The sequence below is a fragment of the Streptomyces sp. NPDC005878 genome (assembly GCF_040629815.1).
Lineage (GTDB): Bacteria > Actinomycetota > Actinomycetes > Streptomycetales > Streptomycetaceae > Streptomyces.
Genome location: NZ_JBEXWK010000035.1, coordinates 43342 through 65360, shown reverse-complemented (window position 1 = coordinate 65360; position 22019 = coordinate 43342). Strand labels below are relative to the sequence as shown.

20 protein-coding genes and 1 CRISPR repeat array are annotated in these 22019 nt (G+C 73.4%); of the genes, 15 read left to right on the top strand and 5 right to left on the bottom strand.

Translation table 11 applies throughout. The features are described 5' to 3' along the window. The first annotated feature begins 128 nt into the window (after window positions 1-128). From ABZ404_RS34120 to hutI, 3 genes are all read left to right on the top strand, one after another. Window positions 129-1319: an allantoate amidohydrolase gene (locus ABZ404_RS34120; RefSeq protein ID WP_358834348.1), complete on the top strand. Its 1191-nt coding sequence runs from the start codon at window positions 129-131 to the stop codon at window positions 1317-1319. Beyond that, complete coding sequence (locus ABZ404_RS34115) at window positions 1310-2647, top strand: formimidoylglutamate deiminase (RefSeq protein WP_358834331.1); 1338 nt, start codon at window positions 1310-1312, stop codon at window positions 2645-2647. The genes ABZ404_RS34120 and ABZ404_RS34115 overlap by 10 nt, the downstream gene beginning before the upstream one ends. 616 nt (window positions 2648-3263) lie before the next feature. Further along, window positions 3264-4442 (top strand): imidazolonepropionase, encoded by a 1179-nt coding sequence (hutI, locus tag ABZ404_RS34110; RefSeq protein WP_358834332.1) that lies wholly within the window; start codon window positions 3264-3266, stop codon window positions 4440-4442. On the opposite strand, the gene ABZ404_RS34105 is transcribed toward hutI, so the two are convergent. Together ABZ404_RS34105 and ABZ404_RS34100 are read right to left on the bottom strand one after the other, a co-directional pair. Next, window positions 4421-5320, bottom strand: a complete 900-nt coding sequence (locus ABZ404_RS34105) for an NAD(P)H-binding protein (RefSeq protein WP_358834333.1) — start codon at window positions 5318-5320, stop codon at window positions 4421-4423. The two genes, hutI and ABZ404_RS34105, sit on opposite strands and share 22 nt — an antisense overlap. Window positions 5321-5425: 105 nt before the next feature. Then, window positions 5426-6043 carry an HD domain-containing protein gene (locus ABZ404_RS34100; RefSeq protein WP_358834334.1) on the bottom strand — a complete coding sequence of 206 codons (618 nt, stop codon included), beginning with the start codon at window positions 6041-6043 and terminating at the stop codon, window positions 5426-5428. Window positions 6044-6096: 53 nt separating this feature from the next. On the opposite strand from ABZ404_RS34100, the gene ABZ404_RS34095 reads away from it, so the two are divergent. Beyond that, window positions 6097-6789 carry an aspartate/glutamate racemase family protein gene (locus ABZ404_RS34095; RefSeq protein ID WP_358834335.1) on the top strand — a complete coding sequence of 231 codons (693 nt, stop codon included), beginning with the start codon at window positions 6097-6099 and terminating at the stop codon, window positions 6787-6789. Window positions 6790-6840: 51 nt separating this feature from the next. On the opposite strand, the gene ABZ404_RS34090 is transcribed toward ABZ404_RS34095, so the two are convergent. Continuing rightward, window positions 6841-7713, bottom strand: a complete 873-nt coding sequence (locus tag ABZ404_RS34090; RefSeq protein WP_358834336.1) for an RNA polymerase sigma factor SigF — start codon at window positions 7711-7713, stop codon at window positions 6841-6843. A gap of 377 nt (window positions 7714-8090) precedes the next feature. Between ABZ404_RS34090 and ABZ404_RS34085 the strand changes: the two genes are divergently transcribed. From ABZ404_RS34085 to ABZ404_RS34060, 6 genes are all read left to right on the top strand, one after another. Beyond that, entirely contained in the window at window positions 8091-8459 is a 369-nt protein-coding gene (locus ABZ404_RS34085) for an STAS domain-containing protein (protein WP_358834337.1), read from the top strand. A gap of 80 nt (window positions 8460-8539) precedes the next feature. Further along, the gene (locus ABZ404_RS34080; protein ID WP_358834338.1) at window positions 8540-9010 is read left to right on the top strand and encodes an ATP-binding protein; all 471 of its coding nucleotides are present in this window, start codon (window positions 8540-8542) and stop codon (window positions 9008-9010) included. 187 nt (window positions 9011-9197) lie between these two features. After that, window positions 9198-9845, top strand: a complete 648-nt coding sequence (locus ABZ404_RS34075; RefSeq protein ID WP_358834339.1) for a peptidase — start codon at window positions 9198-9200, stop codon at window positions 9843-9845. 33 nt (window positions 9846-9878) lie between these two features. Beyond that, window positions 9879-10769 (top strand): hypothetical protein, encoded by an 891-nt coding sequence (locus ABZ404_RS34070; protein ID WP_358834340.1) that lies wholly within the window; start codon window positions 9879-9881, stop codon window positions 10767-10769. A 137-nt stretch (window positions 10770-10906) separates the two neighbouring features. Continuing rightward, a complete protein-coding gene (locus tag ABZ404_RS34065; RefSeq protein WP_358834349.1) occupies window positions 10907-11968 on the top strand; it encodes a hypothetical protein in 1062 nt (353 codons plus the stop codon). 14 nt (window positions 11969-11982) lie between these two features. Next, window positions 11983-13398, top strand: a complete 1416-nt coding sequence (locus ABZ404_RS34060; RefSeq protein ID WP_358834350.1) for a hypothetical protein — start codon at window positions 11983-11985, stop codon at window positions 13396-13398. An 85-nt stretch (window positions 13399-13483) separates the two neighbouring features. Here the strand turns inward: ABZ404_RS34060 and ABZ404_RS34055 are convergent, their stop codons facing one another. Continuing rightward, window positions 13484-15004: an oligopeptide:H+ symporter gene (locus ABZ404_RS34055; RefSeq protein ID WP_358834341.1), complete on the bottom strand. Its 1521-nt coding sequence runs from the start codon at window positions 15002-15004 to the stop codon at window positions 13484-13486. Between the two features lie 571 nt (window positions 15005-15575). Here ABZ404_RS34055 and ABZ404_RS34050 point away from each other — a divergent pair. Next, window positions 15576-16253, top strand: a complete 678-nt coding sequence (locus tag ABZ404_RS34050; RefSeq protein WP_358834342.1) for a response regulator transcription factor — start codon at window positions 15576-15578, stop codon at window positions 16251-16253. Window positions 16254-16300: 47 nt separating this feature from the next. Next, on the top strand, window positions 16301-17569 hold the full coding sequence (locus ABZ404_RS34045) for an ATP-binding protein (protein ID WP_358834343.1): 1269 nt from the start codon (window positions 16301-16303) through the stop codon (window positions 17567-17569). Between the two features lie 5 nt (window positions 17570-17574). Here ABZ404_RS34045 and ABZ404_RS34040 read toward each other — a convergent pair whose 3' ends face one another. Continuing rightward, window positions 17575-18090: a GtrA family protein gene (locus ABZ404_RS34040; RefSeq protein WP_358834344.1), complete on the bottom strand. Its 516-nt coding sequence runs from the start codon at window positions 18088-18090 to the stop codon at window positions 17575-17577. Between the two features lie 209 nt (window positions 18091-18299). On the opposite strand from ABZ404_RS34040, the gene ABZ404_RS34035 reads away from it, so the two are divergent. The 3 genes from ABZ404_RS34035 to ABZ404_RS34025 are packed head-to-tail and all read left to right on the top strand — an operon-like array spanning window position 18300 to window position 21156. Next, window positions 18300-19439 carry a 5-(carboxyamino)imidazole ribonucleotide synthase gene (locus ABZ404_RS34035; protein ID WP_358834345.1) on the top strand — a complete coding sequence of 380 codons (1140 nt, stop codon included), beginning with the start codon at window positions 18300-18302 and terminating at the stop codon, window positions 19437-19439. After that, window positions 19436-19966: a 5-(carboxyamino)imidazole ribonucleotide mutase gene (gene purE / locus ABZ404_RS34030; protein WP_358834346.1), complete on the top strand. Its 531-nt coding sequence runs from the start codon at window positions 19436-19438 to the stop codon at window positions 19964-19966. Before ABZ404_RS34035 ends, purE begins: the two co-directional genes overlap by 4 nt. After that, window positions 19963-21156: a dipeptidase gene (locus tag ABZ404_RS34025; protein ID WP_358834347.1), complete on the top strand. Its 1194-nt coding sequence runs from the start codon at window positions 19963-19965 to the stop codon at window positions 21154-21156. Before purE ends, ABZ404_RS34025 begins: the two co-directional genes overlap by 4 nt. A 507-nt stretch (window positions 21157-21663) precedes the next feature. Continuing rightward, a CRISPR array of direct repeats spans window positions 21664-21937; the repeat unit is 29 nt; unit sequence AGGGGCGCGGGGAACGGCGCGAGCAACCG. Window positions 21938-22019 lie beyond the last annotated feature (82 nt).

Genomic DNA, 22019 nt, shown 5'->3' with positions numbered 1-22019 from the left:
TGCAGGGGCCGCAGGCCCCGCTCGGGGGGCCGGGGGCGGAGCCCCCGGGGAACTCCACCCCCACCCACCCCCACCCGCGGAGCGTTTCGGGAAGGGGCGGGGTGGGGGAGACCCCCTCGTTCCACGAGATGTGGCGCGATCTCGCCCCCATCGGGCGGGACGCCGGCACCCGCGGCTACCGCCGCTTCGCCTGGACCGGGGCCGACGCCGACTGCCGCGCCTGGTTCCGGGCGCAGGCCGAGTCCCGCGGGCTCACCTACGAGCTCGACCGCAACGGCAACCAGTGGGCCTGGGCCGGCGACCCCACCGCCGGGGACGCCGTCGTCACGGGGTCGCACCTGGACTCCGTCCCCGACGGCGGCGCCTTCGACGGCCCCCTCGGCGTCGTGTCGTCCTTCGCCGCCCTCGACGAGCTGCGCAGGCGCGGAGCCGTGCCCACCCGCCCCCTCGCCCTCGTCAACTTCGGCGACGAGGAGGGCGCCCGCTTCGGCCTCGCCTGCGTCGGCTCCCGGCTCGCCGCCGGGCAGCTGACCGTCGAGGCCGCGCACCGGCTGCGCGACGGCGACGGGATCACCCTGCCGCAGGCGATGGAGCGCGCCGGGTACGACCCGGACGCCATCGGCCCCGACCCCGAACGCCTCGCCCGTATCGGCGCGTTCGTCGAGCTGCACGTGGAGCAGGGCCGCGCCCTGGACCTGAGCGGCGACGCGATCGGCATCGCCTCCGCCATCTGGCCGCACGGCCGCTGGCGGTTCGACTTCGCGGGCGAGGCCAACCACGCGGGCACCACCCGCCTGGTGGACCGGCGCGACCCGATGCTCACGTACGCCGAGACCGTCCTAGCCGCCCGCCGCGAGGCCGAACTCGCGGGCGCGGTCGCCACCTTCGGCAAGATCTCCTGCGAGCCCAACGGCGTCAACGCCATCCCGTCGCTGGTGCGCGGCTGGCTGGACTCGCGCGCCGCCGACCAGGAGACCCTCGACACCGTCGTCGCGGCGGTCCGGCGGGCCGCCGAGGAGCGGGCCGAGCGGGACGGCGTGGACCTGACCGTCGTACGGGAGTCCTTCACGCCCGTCGTCGAGTTCGAGCACGCCCTGCGCGACGAACTGGCGAAGATCCTCGGCGGGCGGACCCCCGTCCTCGGTACCGGTGCCGGACACGACGCCGGAATCCTCTCCGGGACGGTCCCGACCGCCATGCTGTTCGTACGCAACCCCACGGGCGTCTCGCACTCCCCGGCCGAGTTCGCCGGCGAGGACGACTGCGTGGCCGGGGTGCTCGCACTCGCCGACGTTCTGGAGGGGCTGGCGTGCAGGTGACGTCGTACTGGCTGGAGCACGCCTGGCTCGACCCCGAGGTCGAACCGGGCGTGCTGGTGGAGGTGGCGGACGGCCGGATCACCGCCGTACGCAAGGGAGTCGAGGCGCCGCCTCCCGGCGCCGTCGCCCTGCGCGGCCTCACCCTGCCCGGCCTGGCCAACGCCCACAGCCACGCCTTCCACCGGGCCCTGCGCGGCACGGTCCAGGTCGGCTCGGGCACGTTCTGGACCTGGCGCGAGACGATGTACGCGGTCGCGGCGCGGCTCACGCCCGAGTCGTACCACGCGCTGGCGCGGGCGGTGTACGCGGAGATGGCGCTCGCCGGGATCACCGCGGTGGGCGAGTTCCACTACCTCCACCACGCCCCGGGCGGCACGCCGTACGCCGACCCGAACGCGATGGGCGAGGCGCTGATCGAGGCCGCCGCCGATGCCGGGATCCGCATCACGCTGCTCGACACGGCGTATCTGTCGTCCGGCTTCGGTGAGCCGCCCAACACCCACCAGCAGCGGTTCTCCGACGGCACCGCGCGGGCGTGGGCCGAGCGGGCGGCGCTGCTCAAGCCGCGCGACGGCGTACGGATCGGAGCGGCGATCCACTCCGTACGGGCCGTGCCCGCGGAGCAGTTGCGCGAGGTCGCGGCGTGGGCCGAGGAGCGGGAGGCGCCCCTGCACGTCCACCTCTCCGAGCAGGTCGCGGAGAACGAGGCGTGTCTGGCCGCGCACGGGTGCACCCCGACGCGGCTGCTCGCGGACCACGGGGTGCTCGGGCCGCGGACGACCGGCGTGCACAACACCCACCTCACCGACGAGGACATCGCGCTGCTGGGCGGGTCGGGGACGGGGACGTGCATGTGCCCGACGACCGAGCGCGACCTCGCCGACGGCATCGGCCCCGCGGTCGCCCTCCAGCGCGCCGGGTCCCCGCTCTCGCTCGGCAGCGACAGCCACGCGGTGGTCGACCTGCTGGAGGAGGCGCGGGCGATGGAGCTGGACGAGCGGCTGCGTACGCGGACGCGGGGGCACTGGACGGCGGCGGCGCTGCTGCGCGCGGCGTCCCCGGACGGCCACGCGGCCCTGGGCTGGCCCGACGCGGGCCGCCTCGCCCCGGGCGCCCTCGCGGACTTCACCACGATCGCCCTGGACACGGTCCGCACGGCGGGCCCGGTGGCGCGGCTCGGCGCGGAGACGGCGGTGTTCGCGGCGTCGGCGGCGGATGTGCGGGAGGTGGTGGTGGGGGGTCGGCGCGTGGTGCGGGACGGGGTGCACGCGACGGTGCCGGACGCGGGTCCCGCCCTCGCGAAGGCGATCGCGTCCCTACGCGAGTGACCCCCGCCCGTGGGCCGGTGCCGGGCCACTCGCGCAGTTCCCCGCGCCCCTTTCGGGCCCGGACACCGCCTGCGGGCCCGGTGGGGGCCGCTCGCGCAGTTCCCCGCGCCCCTTTCGGGCCCGGACGCCGTCTGCGGGCCCGGTGGGGGCTGGCCGCGCAGTTCCCCGCGCCCCTTTCGGGCTCGGACACCGTCTGCGGGCCCGGTGGGGACTGGTCGCGCAGTTCCCCGCGCCCCTTAAAGCGTCGTTCGTCCGCGGGTCGTGGTGGGTTGCTCGCGCAGTTCCCCGCGCCCCTCAAGGGGCCTGCGGCCCGGCCCCCGGGCGGGGCCTCGCGGTCGGGTTGCTCTGCGGCCCGGTGGGGAACTGCGCGACCGGCCCACCACCGACCCGCACCCAAAACCGGACCCGAACCCCCCAAGGGGCGCGGGGAACTGCGCGAGCAACCCACCACCGGCCCGCAGCCAGGCAACCGCCCCTTCAGGGGCGCGGGGAACTGCGCGAGAAGCCCCACCGGCCCGCAGACGGCCAACCGCCCCGATAGGGGCGCGGGGAACTGCGCAACAAGCCCCCAGCCCCACCGGCCCGCAGACGAACAACCGCACCCCGGAGAGGACCCATGACCACCCCCCTCACCACCCTCATCACCAACATCCCCACCCTCGTCACCAACGACCCCACCCTCGGCCCCACCCCCCTCGGCCTCATCGAGGACGCCGCCGTCGTCATCGACGGCCCCACCATCGCCTGGGTCGGCCGCGCCGAGGACGCCCCCGCCGCCGACGAGGTCCACGACGCCACCGGCCACGCCGTCGTCCCGGGGTTCGTCGACTCCCACTCCCACCTCGTCTTCGCCGGTGACCGCACCCGGGAGTTCAACGCCCGGATGTCGGGCCAGGCGTACCAGGCGGGCGGCATCCGTACCACCGTCGCCGCCACCCGCGCCGCCACCGACGCCGAGCTGGGCGCGAACGTCGCCCGCTACCTCGGTGAGGCCCTGCGGCAGGGGACGACGACCTTCGAGACCAAGTCCGGCTACGGCCTCACCGTCGAGGACGAGGCCCGCGCCCTGCGCATCGCCGCCGAGCACACCGACGAGGTGACGTATCTCGGGGCGCACATCGTCGCTCCGGAGTACGCCGACGACCCCGCCGCCTACGTCGACCTCGTCACCGGCGAGATGCTGGACGCCTGCGCCCCGTACGCCCGCTGGGTCGACGTCTTCTGCGAGAAGGGCGCGTTCGACGGCGACCAGGCGCGGGCGATCCTCCTCGCGGGCAAGGCCAAGGGGCTGACCCCCCGGGTGCACGCCAACCAGCTCTCCTACGGGCCCGGCGTCCAGCTCGCCGTCGAACTCGACGCGGCCAGCGCCGACCACTGCACCCACCTCACCGACGCCGACGTCGACGCGCTGGCGAACGGCACCACGGTCGCGACGCTGCTGCCCGGCGCCGAGTTCTCCACCCGTGCCCAGTGGCCCGACGCCCGGCGGCTGCTCGACGCGGGCGTGACCGTCGCCCTGTCCACGGACTGCAACCCGGGGTCCTCGTTCACGTCCTCGATGCCGTTCTGCGTCGCCCTCGCCGTACGGGACATGGGAATGACCCCGGACGAGGCCGTCTGGGCCGCCACGGCCGGCGGCGCCGCCGCGCTGCGGCGCACCGACGTGGGGCGGATCGCGCCGGGCGCCCGCGCCGACCTCGCGCTGCTCGACGCCCCCAGCCACGTCCACCTCGCCTACCGGCCGGGCGTGCCGCTGGTCACCGACGTCTGGCGTCAGGGCGTCAGGTGCCGGTAACCGCGCGGATGCGCCTTCAGGTACTCGGCAAGGGACTGGGCGCGGTGGCCGGTCAGCCGGGGCACGGTGTCGGCGACCGCCGCCATCTCCCCGGCGGCGATCGCCTCGTACGAGCTCACCCAGCCGGTGACCTCCCACTCCTCGGCGCCGTACCCGGCCCGTGAGGCGAAGGCCTCCTCGCGGGTCTCCTCCACATAGGTGACGGCGCGGCCCGTCACCCGGCTCAGCTCGGCCGCCACCTCGGTGAGGGTCAGGGCCTCGGGGCCGGTGACGTCGTAGGTGGCGCCGTCGTGCTCACCGCCCCCGGGCCTGTCGCCGCCCTCGCCGAGGAGGACGGCCGTCGCCACGTCCGCGATGTCGTCGTGCGCGACGCCGGAGACCCGGCCGTTCCCGGCGGGGCCCCGGATCACCCCGTCCGGCCCGGCCATCGCGGCCAGCCCGGACAGATAGAGGCTGTCGCGCAGGAACGTGTACGCGAGGCCCGTGCCCCGGATGTACTGCTCGGTGTGCCAGTGGTCGCGCGCGAAGGTGAACGCGGCGTCCGGGGCGGCGCCGAGGAACGACACGTACACGATGCGGCGCACGCCCGCCGCGACGGCCGCGTCCACGGCCGTGGTGTGCTCGCGGACCCGGTCCGGGGACTCGTGGGCGGACACCATCAGCATCGTCCCGGCCCCCGCCAGCGCGTCCCGCATCGCGGTCGCGTCCCCGAACGCGGCGGGCGCCGCCCTGACCGCGCCGGGCAGCTCCGGCAGCCGCCCGGGGCTGCGGCCCACCAGCCGGGTGGCCACCCCTCGCTCGGCGAGCCGGCGGGCCACCCGCCCGCCGATGGCTCCACTGGCTCCCGTGACGGCGACGACGGGGTTCACCGGGGTCATACAGGCCTCCTGGCGGTCTTGGAGCTGCGGTGTGCGATCCCTCGGCGGCCAGCATGCCCACAGCGGGCCGCTACGCGCGATCCCGGGCCGTTCCCCCAGCGCCCGCTACGCGCGATCCAGCCCGTTCCCCAGCGCCCGCTTCTCCCAGCCGCCCGCCACCAGCTCCGCCGCCGCGCACCCGGGCTTGCGCCGGGCCTGGTCGTGGAAGAGGTCCACGAACGCCCGGGCGAAGCCCAGCCGGGGAAACGCCTCCACCAACTCCGCCCGGAACGCGGTGTCGAAGGCATCCAGGCCCGTGCCGGACACGTCGGCGCTCGTGCCCACCTGGAGCAGCCGGCTCTCCACGTCCACCTCCGGCGACACGTCGTCGCGCATGTGCAGCACGATCAGCTCGGCCGCCCGGTCGCGGCGTGCGTCCGGCCAGCCCAGGCCCGCCGTGAAGACCCGCGCCAGATGGCCGCCCGCCTCCTCGAAGGGCAGGCTGTGGCTGTCGAAGGGCGGGGTGAGCGCCAGGTCGTGCAGGAGCGCGGAGACGAAGAACAGCTCGCGGTCGTAGGCGAGGCCCTGCTCGCGGGCCCAGGCCGCGCCGAAGAAGTACGACCGCAGCGAGTGGTGGTACAGCGCCGCGTCGGCGTACTCCGCGCAGACCAGCCGCGCCGCCCGCGCCGCCTGCCCCTCGGGTATCGCGATCCCCGCGACCTCGGTCGTCTCGTGCTCTCCCACGGCCCCACCCCTCGTCCACAGCGGTCAGTTGCCCCTCAGCCTAGAGTGGCGCGATGAAGACCATCGGCCTGATCGGCGGCATGAGCTGGGAGTCCAGCGCGGAGTACTACCGGCTCCTCAACGAGCTCGTACGCGACCGGCTCGGCGGACTGCACTCGGCCCGCTGCGTCCTGCACTCCGTCGACTTCGCCGGGATCGAGGAGCTCCAGCGTGCCGGGGAGTGGGAGCGGGCGGGCGAGGTGCTGGCGGCGGCCGCGAAGGGTCTGGAGGCGGCCGGCGCCGACCTCGTGCTGATCTGCACCAACACCATGCACAAGGTGGCGGACCAGGTCGCCGCGGCCGTCTCCGTACCGTTGCTGCACCTGGGCGACGCGACCGCGGAGGCGGTACGGGCGCGGGGCGTGCGGCGGGTCGGCCTGCTCGGCACCGCTTTCACCATGGAGCAGGACTTCTACCGCGACCGGCTGCGCGCGCACGGGCTGGACGTCCTCACCCCGGGCGCCGAGGACCGCGCCCTGGTCCACCGGGTCATCTACGAGGAGCTGTGCCTGGGGGTGGTGCGGGAGGAGTCCCGGGACGCCTACCGGGACGTGATCGCGCGGCTGGTCGCCCGGGGCGCCGAGGGCGTCGTTCTGGGCTGTACCGAGATCGAGCTGCTGATCCGTCAGGAGCACAGCCCCGTACCGGTGTTCCCCACCACGCGGCTGCACGCCGAGGCGGCGGTCACCGCCGCGCTGGCGCCATAGCCGAGGGCCCGTCCCCCCGGGGGGACGGGCCCTCGTGGCACGCGGCGGAGCTCACTCCTCCACCGTCAGCCCCTTGCGCAGCCGGGTGAGGGTGCGCGAGAGCAGCCGGGAGACGTGCATCTGGGAGATGCCGAGCTCCTCGCCGATCTCGGACTGGGTCATGTTGGCGACGAACCGCAGCGACAGGATCTTGCGGTCCCGGGCGGGCAGTCCGGCGATCAGCGGCTTGAGGGACTCGATGTACTCGACGCCTTCGAGGTCGTGGTCCTCGTAGCCGATCCGGTCCGCGAGCGCGCCCTCGGTGTCGTCCTCCTCGGGCTGGGCGTCCAGCGAGCTGGCGGTGTACGCGTTGCTCGCCGCCATCCCCTCGACGACCTCGTCCTTGCTGATGCCCAGGCGCTCGGCGAGCTCGCCCACCGTGGGTGCGCGGTCCAGCTGCTGGGCGAGTTCGTCGCCCGCCTTGGCCAGGTCGAGACGGAGCTCCTGCAAGCGCCGGGGGACCCGGACGGACCAGGAGGTGTCGCGGAAGAAGCGCTTGATCTCGCCGACGATGGTCGGCATGGCGAAGGTGGGGAACTCCACGCCTCTGTCGTACTCGAAGCGGTCGATCGCCTTGATCAGGCCGATGGTGCCGACCTGGATGATGTCCTCCATCGGCTCGCTGCGCGAGCGGAACCGGGAGGCGGCGAACTTCACCAGTGCGAGGTTGAGTTCGACGAGCGTGTTGCGTACGTAGGCGTACGCGGGGGTGCCCTCTTCGAGGGAGTCGAGCCGGGCGAAGAGCGTCTTCGACAGGGCCCGTGCGTCCAGCGGCGCGATGTGTTCGTAGGGAGGGATCTCCGGGAGATCGTCGAGTCCCTCGAGGACGGTGTGCGGTACGTGCGTTGCCGACGTATCCAGGGATGCGTCGAGCCGGGGTGACATGGGGTCTCCTCCATCGTTCTCGGCATATGGCTGCCGATGCCCATACGTGGCGGATCGGTGTGCGGCGCCTCCATGGCCGGTCGCGGTGAAAAACTGTCTCTCCTACCCCTACCCGCTTTGGTCCTACCGCCGCAAGGACGAGTTGTTACTATATGTCCGGTTCGGGATGGTGTTCGGCTTCCGGCGGGCGTAGGGAAGGCGTAGTGTTCTCGCGGAGTCCGCGTGTACGGAGCCGTGTTCGGTGCCGTATGCGGAGAGGTGCGTCACTTGTGACGGGGAGCACAGCGAAAGCACCGGGAAGGACGACACGAACCACCGCCGCACCGTTTACGGTGTGGCACGGCGAATCACGGCGATCAAGGCGAAGAGGGACGGGCATGGACCGCGGCACGGTCGGAAGCGCAAACGGGGGCCGTCTCAAGGTCGGCGTCCGCTCGCACGGCCGCAGTGAGATCTTCACGCCCGTGGGCGAGCTGGACCACCACACGGCGGAGCTGCTCAGCGAGCCGCTGGAGAGCGCGGTCGCGGCGGGCCGCAACCGGCTGGTCGTCGACTGCGCGCAGCTCGAGTTCTGTGACTCGACCGGGCTGAACGTGCTGCTCGGAGCCCGGCTCAAGGCCGAGGCGGCCGGCGGCGCGGTTCATCTTGCGGGGATGCTTCCCGTGGTGGCCCGGGTCTTCGAGATCACCGGAGCGGAAGCGGTCTTCACCGTGCATGATTCGCTCGAAGCCGCACTGGACGACTGACCCCGCGCTTGCGGGGCAGGAGACCAGACCCAAGACGTTGGCGAACCAGGCGTTCGGTGAATCGGTGAGGTGAAGCGCTGATGAGCACCACCCGGCAGCACCAGCCGGGCGACCGCGGCTCCGAGCCGGACGGAGCTCCGGTGACGGCCTCACGCGTCCTCGCCCTGGACGGAGCCAGTGGCGTCGTGCCCCTGGCCCGCGACTTCACCCGCCAGGCGCTGTACGAGTGGGGCTGGCTGCCGGCCGCCACCGCCGACCGCCGCGCCGCCGCGGAGGACGTCCTGCTCGTGGTCTCCGAGCTGGTCACCAACGCCTGTCTGCACGCCGAGGGCCCCGAGCAGCTGCGCGTCGCCCTCACCTCCAAGGTGCTGCGCCTGGAGGTCACCGACCTCGGCTCCGGCCAGCCCGCGCCCCGCACCCCGCACCGCGCGGGACGGCCCGGCGGCCACGGCATGTTCATCGTCCAGCGGCTCTGCCTGGACTGGGGTGTCCTGAGGACGCCCGGAGTGCCCGGCAAGATGGTCTGGGCGGAGCTCGCCGCGCCCGCGTAGGGCGCCCTCCCCGCCCGCGCACGTCCTCACGCGGTGCCCGCCCAGGGCACTCGCGTCACTCGCGTCCGTCATCCGCTGTGTTGTGTGTCTTCCCTCGACAAGGTCCCCGGCGTACCTTGACGCCCAATCTGATGTGCCGTCAGAACGTGAACGGCCTCGGGACCGAGGGAAATTCGAGGTGTCGTACGTGTCGTACCAGAAACGGACAGCACTCGCCCTTGCGGCCGCGGTGGCGGGCCCGGTGGTGCTGATGGCCGCCCCGGCCGCCCACGCCGACGTCGTGGACGTCAACTACAAGTGCGAGACACCGATCGGCCCCAAGAGCGCGGTGTCGCCCATCGACATCAAGGCCGTCAGGAGCGGCGGCGCCTACCAATTGACCATGTCGTTCCAGAAGGGCGTCTCGTCCAGCCCCGTGGCGCTGGGCCCGGGCGCGATGAAACCGAGCGCGGTCGTCGCGCTCGGCGGCGCCGACAAGGGAACGGTGGCGGTCTCCGGACCGGCCAACACCGCCGAGATACCCGCCAACAGCCCCATCAAGATCAGCGACCTGAGCGGTACGTACACGCCGAAGGCGTCGGGCAAGGTCACCTTCACCGCCTCGGTCCTCACCATCAAGGCGCTGGGCACCACCACCACCTGCACCCCGGGCAACAGCCCCGGCCCCTCCCTCTCCCTCGACGTCACCGGCGCCCCCGGGGCCGCCGCGTCGCTGCCCAGGACCGGCCCGCTCGACTCGGCCCTCGCCCTCGGCACGCTCGGCGGCACCGTCCTGCTCGCCGGCGCGGCCGGGGTGCTGTGGCTGACCCGGCGCGGGGCCCGCGCGCACGGCTGACCGTCCCTACCGACGCCCGACGGGGAGCCGCCGATGCCGCCGCGTCCGTTCCGCCCGGCCGTGCTCGCCGCGGCCCTCGCCCTGTCCGCCCCGACCGTCCCCGCGGCGCACGCCGCCGAGGCGGCGTGGAGCGCCGCGCCCGCCCCGGGAGGAGGCGGCAGGGCGTACTTCTACCTGGAGGGCGCGCCCGGCTCCGTCCTGGAGGACCGGCTCGCGCTCACCAACCCCACCGGACGCCCGCTGACCCTGCGGCTGCGCGGGACCGCCACCGGCACGGCCACGGCCACCTCCACCGGCGCCTGGATCACGCCGGCCGCCGCCGAGGTGAGGATCCCGCCGCGCACCCGGGCCGAGGTGCCCTTCGCGGTCACCGTCCCCGTCGGCGCGCCGCCCGGCGGCCGCACGGCGGCGCTGGTCGCCTCCGGCGGCGGCCGCCAGGAGCGGGTGCCCGTCCGGGTGCGGGTCGCCGGACCGGCCCTGGCCGCGCTCACCGTCGAGGACGTACGGCTCGACCGGCGCCGCTCCCTGATCCACTACGCCCTGGTCAACCGGGGCAACACGGTGCTCGCCCCGAGCCTGGCCGTACGGGTCGGCGGGCTGTTCGGACAGCGGCTGCGGCGCCCGGCCCGACCGCTGCCGGTGGAGCTGCCGCCCGGCGGGCGCGTCGAGCTGACCGAGCCGTGGCACCCGCCCGCCCTCGACCGCGTCGAGGTGCGCCTGACGGTGACGGCGCCCGGCGCCGCCCGCGCCGAGGCGACGGCCTCGGCGGCGTACGTGCCGTGGGGGCCGGCGGCGGGCGCGGGGTGCGCGGTGGCGGGCGGGGGAGTGGCGCTGTGGCTGCGCCGGGGGCGGGGGCGCGTACCTGACGGCCCCGGAGCGGCCCGGCCCGCGGACGAGCCGGTGACGACGGGGGTGGCGTCGTGAGGGGACGTACGGGAGGGGCGGCGCTGGTCGCGGCCGTGCTGCTGGCACTCACCGCGGCGGCGGCGCCGCCGACGGCCGCCGACGCCCGGGAGGGGAAACCGGCCGTGACGCTCTCGGCGCGGGAGGCGAAATCCGCTGTGGCCCTCTCGGCGCGGGAGGCGAAACCCGTCGTAGCCCTCTCCGCGCGGGAGGGGAAACCCGCCGTGACGCTTTCCGCGCCGGAGGCGGCCAAGGGCGGGGAGATCACCGCGAGCGGCACCGGCTGGCGGCCCGGCGCGCTCCTGATGCTGCTGGTCTGCGGCCAGTCCACGCCCGGGCAGGGCGTGATCGGCGGCACCAACTCCTGCGCCAACGCCCACGGGCGCGCGGTGACCACCGACGCCAAGGGAGCCTTCAGCAAGCCGCTGCCGGTGGCCGCGCCGCCCAGACCCTGCCCGTGTGTGGTGCACGTGGCCACGGTGACGGGGGAGCAGGCCGCGGTGGACGCCGAGGTGCGGATCGCGGGCCATCCGGTGGCGCCGCTGCCCGAGCAGTCCGGCGCCGGACGCCTGAGCGTCCTGACCGCGCCCGAACTCAAGGGCAGCAGCGGGATCCTCACCTGGTTCGGGGCGCCGCCCTCGCGCACGCTGGTCGTCACCGTCGGCAACCTCGGCCCGGCGCCGGTGAAGGACCCGGTCTTCCAGGTGGGCACCTCCCACGGCGTGTTCGCGCCGCGGTGGGAGGACCGGCAGTGGAAGGGCACCGTCGCGCCCGGCGGCAAGGCCGAGGTCCGTCTCGGCTTCGAACTGCCCGCGGGCGCGCACGGCGACTACCAGGTCCTGGTGAAGTACGGGCCGAAGGTGCTCGCCACCCAGCCGTGGGGCGTGGGCCGCCCCTGGGGCGTGACGCTCTTCTGGATCCTGCTGTGCCTGGTCGTCCCGGCGGCGGTGTTCCGTATCGGCATGGCGGTGGTGGACAGGGTCCGCCCGAGCGGGACCGGGCCCGCGCGACGGGGCCGGGCGGCCGGTCCGCGCCGGATCCGCCCCGGCCGCCCGTCACGGACCGCCGCCCCCGGACCGCCCCCGCCCCCGCCCCCGCCGCCCTCCGGCGACGGCGACCCCGCCACGCGTACGGCGACGACGCCCCTGCCGTGGTTCACCCCGGACTCCGCACCGACCGACAACCGTCCGAACACCCCCACGACGAAGGGATATACGTGACCACGCAACGGAGGATGAGCGCGGCCGGCATCGCGCTGATGCTCGGCGGCGCGGGGATCGTCCTGGCCGCCGGGCCCGCCCGGGCGGCGGAGGTCTCCTACGCCACCGAGTGCATCCCGCCCCCCATCTCCGGCCTGCCGCCCGTGGAGGGCACCACCAAGGTGCAGATCACCGCGCCCGCCGAGGCGAAGGTGGGCGACGAGGTCGAGGTGGTCTGGAAGACCGTCCAGGCCGCGTCGAAGAACCCCGACGTGCTCGACCTGGAGAAGGACACCGTGAAGCCGTCCGGCACCCTCAAGGTGGCCGGGGCGCAGAGCGCCGACCTGGCGGTGGAGGGGCCGCGGCAGAACCCGCCGATACCCAAGAACAGCCCGATGGTCCTGCCGGACATGAAGGCGAAGCTGAAGCTGACCAAGGCGGGCGAGGTCACGCTCGCCCCGGACAAGTACACGATCAACGTCAGCAAGCCGATCCCGACGGACACCAAGTGCTCCCCGAAGGCGGCGGTGGCCGCCGGGGCGACGATCAAGGTGACGGACGGCGGGGGGACGACGTCGGGCGGTACGACGGGCAGTGGCGGCACCACGACGTCCGGCGGCACGACGGGCTCCGGCGGGACCACCGGGAGCGGCGGCACCACGGGCTCCGGCGGGACGACCACGTCCGGCGGGACCACGACCACGGGAGGCAGCACCGGCGGCAGCACGGGAGGCAGCACGGGCGGCAGCACCACCGGCGGGACCGGCGGGACCGGCGGCCAGAGCGACCTCCCGGGCAAGGAAGTCGCGGTCACCTTCGCCTGCAAGTCCCCCGGCCCGGCGAGCATCAACTCCAAGGTGACGGTCAACGCCAAGAAGAACGGCGGGAGTTACGACCTCACGGTCAAGACCGCCAAGGGCGTCATGAACAGCCCGGCCCCGCTCCCCGCGGGCGCGCTGAAACCGTCCATGCAGATCACCGTCGGCGGCGCCGACAAGGGCGCGGTGACGGTGACGGGCGCGCCCAACTCCGGTCCCCTGAACGCCGGTGACCCGGTCAGTCTCTCCGACATGACCGGCAGCTACAAACCGGGGGCGAGCGGGAAGTCGACGCTCAGCCCCGGCGCACTGACGATCGACGTCACCCTGGGCGGCTCGAAGATCATCATCCCGTGCGCGGTCAAGGGCACGGCGCCCGTCTCCCTGGAGCTCGACACCACGGCCCAGCAGGGCGGCGCGTCGGGCGGCACCGGTACGCCGGGCGGCACCGGCACGTCCGGCTCCGCGGGCGCCACCGGCGGCGGCGCGGCCGCGTCCGGCGGCCTCGCGGATACCGGCGGAGGCGACCACGGCGCCCTGCGCGCCCTCGGCCTCGTGGCCGGAACCGCCGTCCTGCTCGGCGGCGCGGTCTTCACCTTCACCCCGTGGCGGCGGCTGCGCGGCACGCGCTGAGCCGTGCCGTACGCAGGGAAAAGGCCAAGGGCCGCCGCACCGGGGAGGTGCGGCGGCCCTTGGCCGTACGGCGGTGGTGCGCAGGTCAGTGCACGCCGCCCATGAGCTCTTGGACCTTCCTGCGGTACATGTAGATCGCCAGGCCCGCGACGGCGGCCATCGAGGCCTCCATCGCGATGATCCCGAGTCCGTTGAGGCTCACACCGGCCAGCGAGAGCAGACCCGTGAAGCAGTCGCCCGCGGTGACCGCGAGGAACCAGACGCCCATCATCTGGGAGGCGTACTTCTGCGGGGCCATCTTCGTGGTGACCGAGAGGCCGACCGGGGAGAGGCACAGCTCACCGATGGTCTGGATCATGTAGATCGAGACCAGCCACATCGGGGAGACCTTGCCGCTGTCGCCCGCCATGTTCATCGGGACGATGAAGACGAAGAACGAGGCACCGATGATGAGCAGGCCCATCGCGAACTTCACGATGGTGTTCGGCTCCTGGTTCTTCCGCGCCAGCCACAGCCACAGCCAGGCGAAGACCGGGGCCAGCGCCATCACGAACAGCGGGTTCAGCGACTGGTACCAGGTGGCCGAGAAGTGCAGGCCCGCCACGTTGTCGACGGTCTTGTCGTCGGCGAAGAGCGACAGGGTCGAGCCGCCCTGGTCGTAGATCATCCAGAAGACGGCGGCGGCGACGAAGAGCCAGATGTAGCCGTTCATCTTCGACTGCTCGGCCGTCGACAGGTCCTTGTCGCGCTTGATGCGGACCAGGACGGCGATCGGGATGAGCAGACCGGCCAGGGTGAGCGGGACCAGCGCCCAGTTCAGGGTGTAGGCACCGATGGCCACCACGACGCCGTAGAAGACGGCGAGCGAGGCGACGGCGGCCGCGGCCTTGACCAGGACGCCCTTGCGCTCCGCGGGCGACAGAGGGTTCGGGACGAGGCTGCTCTTCGGGTTCAGGTGCTTGGTGCCGAGGAGGAACTGGGCCAGGCCCAGGGCCATGCCGAGCGCGGCGAGGGCGAAGCCCAGGTGCCAGTTGTGCTCCTTGCCGACCGTGCCGATCACCAGCGGGGCCGCGAAGGCGCCGAGGTTGATGCCCATGTAGAAGACGGTGAAGCCACCGTCGCGGCGCGGGTCGTCGGCGCCGTCGTACAGGTGGCCGACCATCGTCGAGATGTTGGCCTTGAGCAGACCGGAACCGACGGCGACCAGGATCAGGCCGAGGAAGAACGGGGGCTGGCCGGGCAGGGCCAGGGCAAGGTGACCGCACATGATCACGGAACCGGCGATGGTGACCGTCTTGCGGGCACCCCAGACCCGGTCGCCGAACCAGCCGCCCGGCATCGCCATGAGGTAGACCATGGAGACGTAGACGGAGTAGATGGCCGTGGCCGTGGTGGCCCGCATGGCGAGGCCGCCGCCCTGGGCGCCGGTCGCCGCGTCGGCGCCGCCGGAGACCAGGTAGTACACGAGAAGGGCGCGCATGCCGTAGTAGGAGAAGCGCTCCCACATCTCGGTCATGAAGAGAGTGGCCAGGCCGCGGGGGTGGCCGAAGAAGGTCTTCTCGGTACCGGTGGTGCTGGCCGAGTCCTTCGTCAGGCTGGACGCCATGGTCGATCCTTGCTTGCTCGGGACGCGCGCTTCGTGAGCGGTGATCGCGCCCGGTGGGGGGTGGCCGGCACCGGCAGGAGACCGCCCGCCCCTACGCCCGAGGGGTTCGCATCCGTGGTGACGGAGTCGAGAGGACGGACCCACCGGGATCCACGCCCGGGGCGCACCATCGCGCCCGGGGCCCGGCCCATAGGTCATTCACTGTATTCGGAACCAGTAATTCCGGTTCCTTCGCAGAAAAGAGACCTTTGGCGCGCCAAGCAGGCCAAAGGTCCCCGAGTTAGTGCTAAAGGCGTTGAGACACCATACGACACCACACAGCCGCATATGGAAGGACTTGAGACATGGATCACAGGCGTCGCTGGAACCATCGGCACACATTCGAAGGTGCATACCAGGATCGCATCCCAGGGCCGCAGGGACGGACGCCCTGGAGACGATCAAGGAACGGCGATCGGACGATCAAGGAGCGATCGGACGGCGCTCAGGAACGGGCGCGCCCCCGAACCCCCCGCACCCCCTCACGGGTTCCACGGACAGCCCCTCCCGGTCGCGGACTACCATCACCCCCATGACCCGTGTACTGCTCGCCGAGGACGACGCGTCCATCTCGGAGCCGCTGGCCCGCGCACTGCGTCGGGAGGGTTACGAGGTCGAGGTCCGCGAGGACGGCCCGAGCGCCCTCGACGCCGGACTCCAGGGAGGCGCCGACCTGGTCGTGCTCGACCTGGGCCTGCCCGGGATGGACGGCCTGGAGGTGGCCCGCAGGCTCCGCTCCGAGGGCCACACCGTCCCGATCCTGGTGCTGACCGCCCGCGCCGACGAGGTGGACACCGTGGTCGGCCTCGACGCCGGCGCCGACGACTACGTCACCAAGCCGTTCCGGCTGGCCGAGCTGCTGGCCCGGGTCCGGGCCCTGCTGCGGCGCGGCGCCACCGAGCCCGCCCCCCAGCCCGCCACCCACGGCGTGCGGATCGACGTCGAGTCGCACCGCGCCTGGATGGGCGACGAGGAGCTCCAGCTCACCGCCAAGGAGTTCGACCTGCTGCGGGTCCTGGTGCGCGACGCGGGCCGGGTGGTCACCCGCGACCAGCTGATGCGCGAGGTCTGGGACACCACCTGGTGGTCCTCGACCAAGACGCTCGACATGCACATCTCCTGGCTGCGCAAGAAGCTCGGCGACGACGCCGCCAACCCGCGCTACATCGCCACCGTCCGAGGCGTCGGCTTCCGCTTCGAGAAGAGCTGACGGCCGGGTACGCCCGTCCGCTCCGCCACGTCCTGGGACACTGAGGCATGCGCCGCCGACTGATCAACTCCACGCTCGCCGTGGTGCTCGTGGTGATCGCCGTCTTCGGCGTCTCCCTCGTCATCGTCGAGACCAGGACGATCAGCAGCAGCGCCCAGGAGAGCGTCAACTCCGAGGCGCTGCGGCTGGTCAGCGTCATCGACAGCCGGATGCTCGCCAACGAGGCGGTCAGCCCGCAGTCGCTGCCGGGCGTCGGTCCCGACCGCTACGCCCGGATCGAGATCCCCGGCCGCGCCCCCATCGAACTCGGCACCCGGCCCGGCGGCTCGCTCATCCGCGGCTTCGCCACCGGCGCGCGCGGCGAGAGCGTCCTGGTCGAGGAGTCCCGCTCCACCGTCACCCGCGAGGTCGGGCGCACCCTGCTGATCATCGGCGCGGTGGCGCTGCTCGCCATCGTCTCCGCGGTGCTCCTGGCCGTACGCCAGGCGAACAAGCTCGCCTCCCCGCTCACCGATCTCGCCGAGACCGCGGAGCGGCTCGGCTCCGGCGACCCGCGCCCGCGCCACAAGCGGTACGGGGTGCACGAGCTGGACCGGGTCGCCGACGTCCTGGACTCCTCCGCCGAGCGGATCGGGCGCATGCTCACCGCCGAGCGCCGGCTCGCCGCCGACGCCTCCCACCAGTTGCGCACCCCGCTCACCGCGCTCTCGATGCGGCTGGAGGAGATCGCGCTCACCGACGACCTGGAGACGGTCAAGGAGGAGGCGACGATCGCGCTCACCCAGGTCGAGCGGCTCACCGACGTGGTGGAGCGGCTGCTCACCAACTCCCGCGACCCCCGCACCGGCTCGGCCGTCGTCTTCGACCTCGACGAGGTGGTCAAGCAGCAGCTGGAGGAGTGGCGCCCGGCCTACCGCAGCGCGGGCCGCGCCATCGTCCGCTCCGGCAAGCAGGGGCTGCGGGCGGTGGGCACCCCGGGCGCGGTCGCCCAGGTGCTCGCGGCGCTGATCGAGAACTCGCTGATGCACGGCGGCGGCACCGTGGCGGTCCGTACCCGCGTCACCGGCAACCAGACCGTGGTCGAGGTCACCGACCAGGGGCCCGGGGTGCCGCCCGACCTCGGGGCGCGGATCTTCGAGCGGACCATCAGCGGCCGCAACTCCACCGGCATCGGCCTCGCCGTCGCCCGCGACCTCGCCGAGGCGGACGGCGGACGCCTGGAGATGCTCCAGCAGCAGCCCGCGGTCTTCGCCCTGTTCCTGAGCCGGGTGGCGCGCGGCCCGCGCGAGCCGGAGGCGGAGCCGACCGTCAGATGAGCGGTTTACGACCCCGAGTGGTGGCGGGCGTACGGCTGGGGGGCGTCGCCGAGAAAGGACTCGGCGGTCTCCACCGCCTCCCGGGCGGGCAGTGCCCGGAACACCCAGGTGCGGTACGACCAGAACCGGAAGACCGTGCCCAGGCCCAGGCCCACCACGTTCTTGGCGATGTTGTCGGCGACCGTCGAGGTGTAGCCGAAGCCGTAGTGCGAGAGCGCCAGGACACCGTTCTCGATCACCAGGCCGATGCCGCTGAACAGCAGGAAGAGCATCAGCTCCCGGCTGCGCCGGCCGCCCTCGGTGTGCCGGTAGGTCCAGTAGCGGTTGCCCACGTAGTTGGTGCCGATGGCGACGGCGGTGGCGATCACACCGGAGCGCACCACCGCGAGGTGGGCCACGTGCATGCACAGGTTGAAGACGATCGCGTTGACGACGAATCCGACGGCGCCCACCGCGCCGAACTTCGCGATCTCCCGGGCGAGCAGCTGTAGCCGCGTACGCAATGCGCCCCGTTCACTCATGGTGATCGCTCAGCCCCGTTCGGATCAGTGGTGGTGCCCGGAAATCGATGTCGCGCTTCGTACGCCGACCCGGCCATGCTAACCAGCGGCTCCGCCCCGTGCTCGTGGACGCCTGCGAATCCCGGCCACACCCGGCCTCCGGCGAGCGCTCCCCGGCCACCGGACCGGCTCCCTCCGGGGCCCCGGGCGACGGCGGATACCCTGGGGGTGTGACGTTCCCGGTAGTCGGCATGGTCGGTGGCGGTCAGCTCGCCCGTATGACCCACGAGGCGGGCATCCCCCTCGGCATCAGATTCAAGTTGCTCAGTGACACCCCCCAGGACTCGGCGGCCCAGGTGGTGAGCGAGGTCGTCATCGGCGACTATCGCGACCTGGACACGCTGCGTGCCTTCGCGCGCGGCTGCGACGTGATCACCTTCGATCACGAGCACGTACCCACCGAGCACCTGCGGGCCCTGGAGGCGGACGGCATTCCCGTCCGGCCGGGGCCCGACGCGTTGGTGCACGCCCAGGACAAGGGGGTGATGCGCGCCAGGCTCGACGCGATGGGCGCGCCCTGCCCCCGCCACCGGCTGGTGGCGGACCCGGCCGACGTGTCGCGGTTCGCGGCGGAGGGCGAGGGCTATCCCGTCATCCTCAAGACCGTGCGCGGCGGCTACGACGGCAAGGGCGTGTGGTTCGTCCGCTCCGAGGCGGACGCGGCCGACGCCTTCAAGGCGGGCGTGGACGTGCTCGCCGAGGAGAAGGTCGACTTCACCCGCGAGCTCGCCGCCAACGTGGTGCGCTCCCCGCACGGCCAGGCCGTCGCCTACCCGGTCGTGGAGTCGGTGCAGGTCGACGGCGTCTGCGACACCGTGATCGCGCCCGCGCCGGACCTCGGCGAGGAGCTGGCGGGCAGGGCGCAGCAGCTGGCCCTGCGCATCGCGGACGAGCTGGGCGTGGTCGGCCACCTCGCGGTCGAGCTCTTCGAGACCCGCGACGGGCGCATCCTCGTCAACGAGCTGGCCATGCGCCCGCACAACTCGGGCCACTGGACCCAGGACGGCGCGATCACCTCGCAGTTCGCCAACCACGTCCGGGCCGTCCTCGACCTTCCGCTGGGCGACCCGCGCCCGAGGTCGACGTGGACGGTCATGTGCAACGTGCTCGGCGGCGACTACCCGGACATGTACCACGCGTATCTGCACTGCATGGCCCGCGACCCCCAGCTCAAGATCCATATGTACGGCAAGGACGTGAAGCCCGGCCGTAAGGTCGGCCACGTCAACACCTACGGCGACGACCTCGCGGACGTGCGCGAGCGCGCCCGTCACGCGGCGGACTACCTCAGAGGAACGATCACCGAATGAGCCCCACCTCTCCCGTCATCGGCATCGTCATGGGTTCCGACTCCGACTGGCCGGTCATGGAGGCCGCCGCCCAGGCGCTGCACGAGTTCGAGATCCCGTACGAGGTCGACGTGGTCTCCGCGCACCGGATGCCGCACGAGATGATCGCGTACGGCGAGCAGGCGGCGGAGCGCGGTCTGAAGGCGGTCATCGCGGGCGCGGGCGGCGCCGCCCATCTGCCCGGCATGCTCGCCTCGGTCACCCCGCTGCCGGTGATCGGCGTCCCGGTGCCGCTGAAGTACCTGGACGGCATGGACTCGCTGCTGTCCATCGTGCAGATGCCGGCCGGGGTGCCGGTGGCGACGGTGTCGGTGGGCGGTGCCCGCAACGCGGGCCTGCTGGCCGCCCGTATGCTGGCCGCCCACGACCCCGAACTCCTCGCCCGTATGCGGGAGTTCCAGCAGGAGCTGAACGACCAGGCGACCGAGAAGGGCAGGCGCCTGCGCGCGAAGGTGGAGACCTCGGCGTCCTTCGGCTTCGGAAAGTGAGCACGGTGGACCACCTCGCCCGGGCCCGTACGCTGCTGGCCCAGCACCCCGTCGTCGACGGCCACAACGACCTGCCCTGGGCGCTGCGCAACCAGGTCCGCTACGACCTCGACCGCCGTGACGTGGGCCGGGACCAGAGCGAGCACCTGCACACCGACATCCCCCGGCTGCGGGCGGGCGGAGTCGGCGCGCAGTTCTGGTCGGTCTTCGTCCGCACGGACATGGCGGGCGACGAGGCGGTCAGCGCGACCCTGGAGCAGATCGACTGCGTCGACCAGCTCATCGCGCGCTACCCCGGGGAGCTGGCCGGGGCGCTGACGGCGGACGACATGGAGAAGGCGCGGGCCGCGGGCCGCATCGCCTCGCTCAAGGGCGCCGAGGGCGGCCACTCCATCAACGACTCCCTCGCCACGCTGCGCGCGCTGTACGCGCTGGGCGTCCGCTACATGACCCTGACCCACAACGACAACACCGCGTGGGCGGACTCGGCGACCGACGCGCCGGGGGTCGGGGGCCTGTCCCCCTTCGGCCACGAGGTGGTCCGCGAGATGAACCGGCTCGGCATGCTGGTCGACCTCTCGCATGTGGCGGCGACGACGATGCGGGACGCGCTGTCCACGTCGACGGCGCCGGTGATCTTCTCCCACTCCTCGGCGCGGGCGGTCTGCGACCATCCGCGCAACGTGCCCGACGACGTGCTCGCGCAGCTCCCCGGCAATGGCGGGGTGGCGATGGTGACCTTCGTGCCGAAGTTCATCCTGCCGGCGGCGGTGGAGTGGACGGCGGCGGCCGACGAGAACCTGCGGGCGCACGGGCTGCACCCGCTGGACACCTCGCCGGAGGCGATGGCGCTGCACGCCGCCTTCGAGGCGGCGCACCCGCGCCCGGTCGCGACCGTCGTGACGGTGGCGGACCACCTCGACCACATGCGGGCCGTGGCGGGGATCGACCACATCGGGATCGGCGGGGACTTCGACGGCACGGCCTTCACCCCGTCCGGCCTGGACGACGTCGCCGGCTACCCCAACCTCATCGCCGAACTGCTCGCCCGCGGCTGGTCCGAGGCGGACGTGGCGAAGCTGACGTGGGGGAACGCGGTGCGGGTGCTGCGGGACGCGGAAGCGGTCGCCCGCGACGAACGCTCCCGCAGGAGCCCGTCCCTGGCGACCCGGGAGTCCCTGGACGGGTAGGCCCCCTACGGGGGCGGGGACCGGGGCGGGGGGCAGGTTGCCCGAGCCCCCCTTCCGGCCCGCGCCCGACTCCCCCTGCCCTGAGCCCGCCCCTGGGCTGCCCCCCGGCCCCCGAGCTGCGCCCGGCTCCGGGGCCGCGCCCGGCTCCCGGGCTGCGCCCTGCCCGAGTCCACGGGCTCCGCCCTCGGGGTTGCGGGCTCCGCCCCGGTCTCGCTTCACCTGCGGCTCGGTGGGGGCTGGTCGCGCAGTTCCCCGCGCCCCTCAAGGGGGCCTGCGGCCCATCAAGACCCCCGGCCTGAGCCCGTCCCTGGGCTGCGCCCGGCCCCCCCGGGCTGCGCCCCGCTCCGGTTTACGGGCTCCCCGCTCGGGGTTGCGGGCTCCGCCCCGGTTTTGCTTCACCTGCGGCCCGGTGGGGGCTGGTCGCGCAGTTCCCCGCGCCCCTCAAGGGGGCCTGCGGCCCATCAAGACCCCCGGCCTGAACGCACGGCTGCCCAGGACCGGCCCCCCAGGGGCGCGGGGAACGGCGCGAGCAACCGTCCACCGGCCGTCAGGCGACCGACGCTTTTAGGGGCGCGGGGAACGGCGCGAGCAACCGACCACCCACCGGCAGACGAACTCCGGGCCGATCAGGGGCGCGGGGAACGGCGCGAGCAACCGTCCACCCACCGGTAGACGAACTCCGGGCCGATAAGGGGCGCGGGGAACTGCGCGAGCAACCGTCCACCCACCGGTAGACGAACTCCGGGCCGATAAGGGGCGCGGGGAACGGCGCGAGCAACCGTCCACCCACCGGTAGACGAACTCCGGGCCGATAAGGGGCGCGGGGAACGGCGCGAGCAACCGTCCACCCACCGGTAGACGAA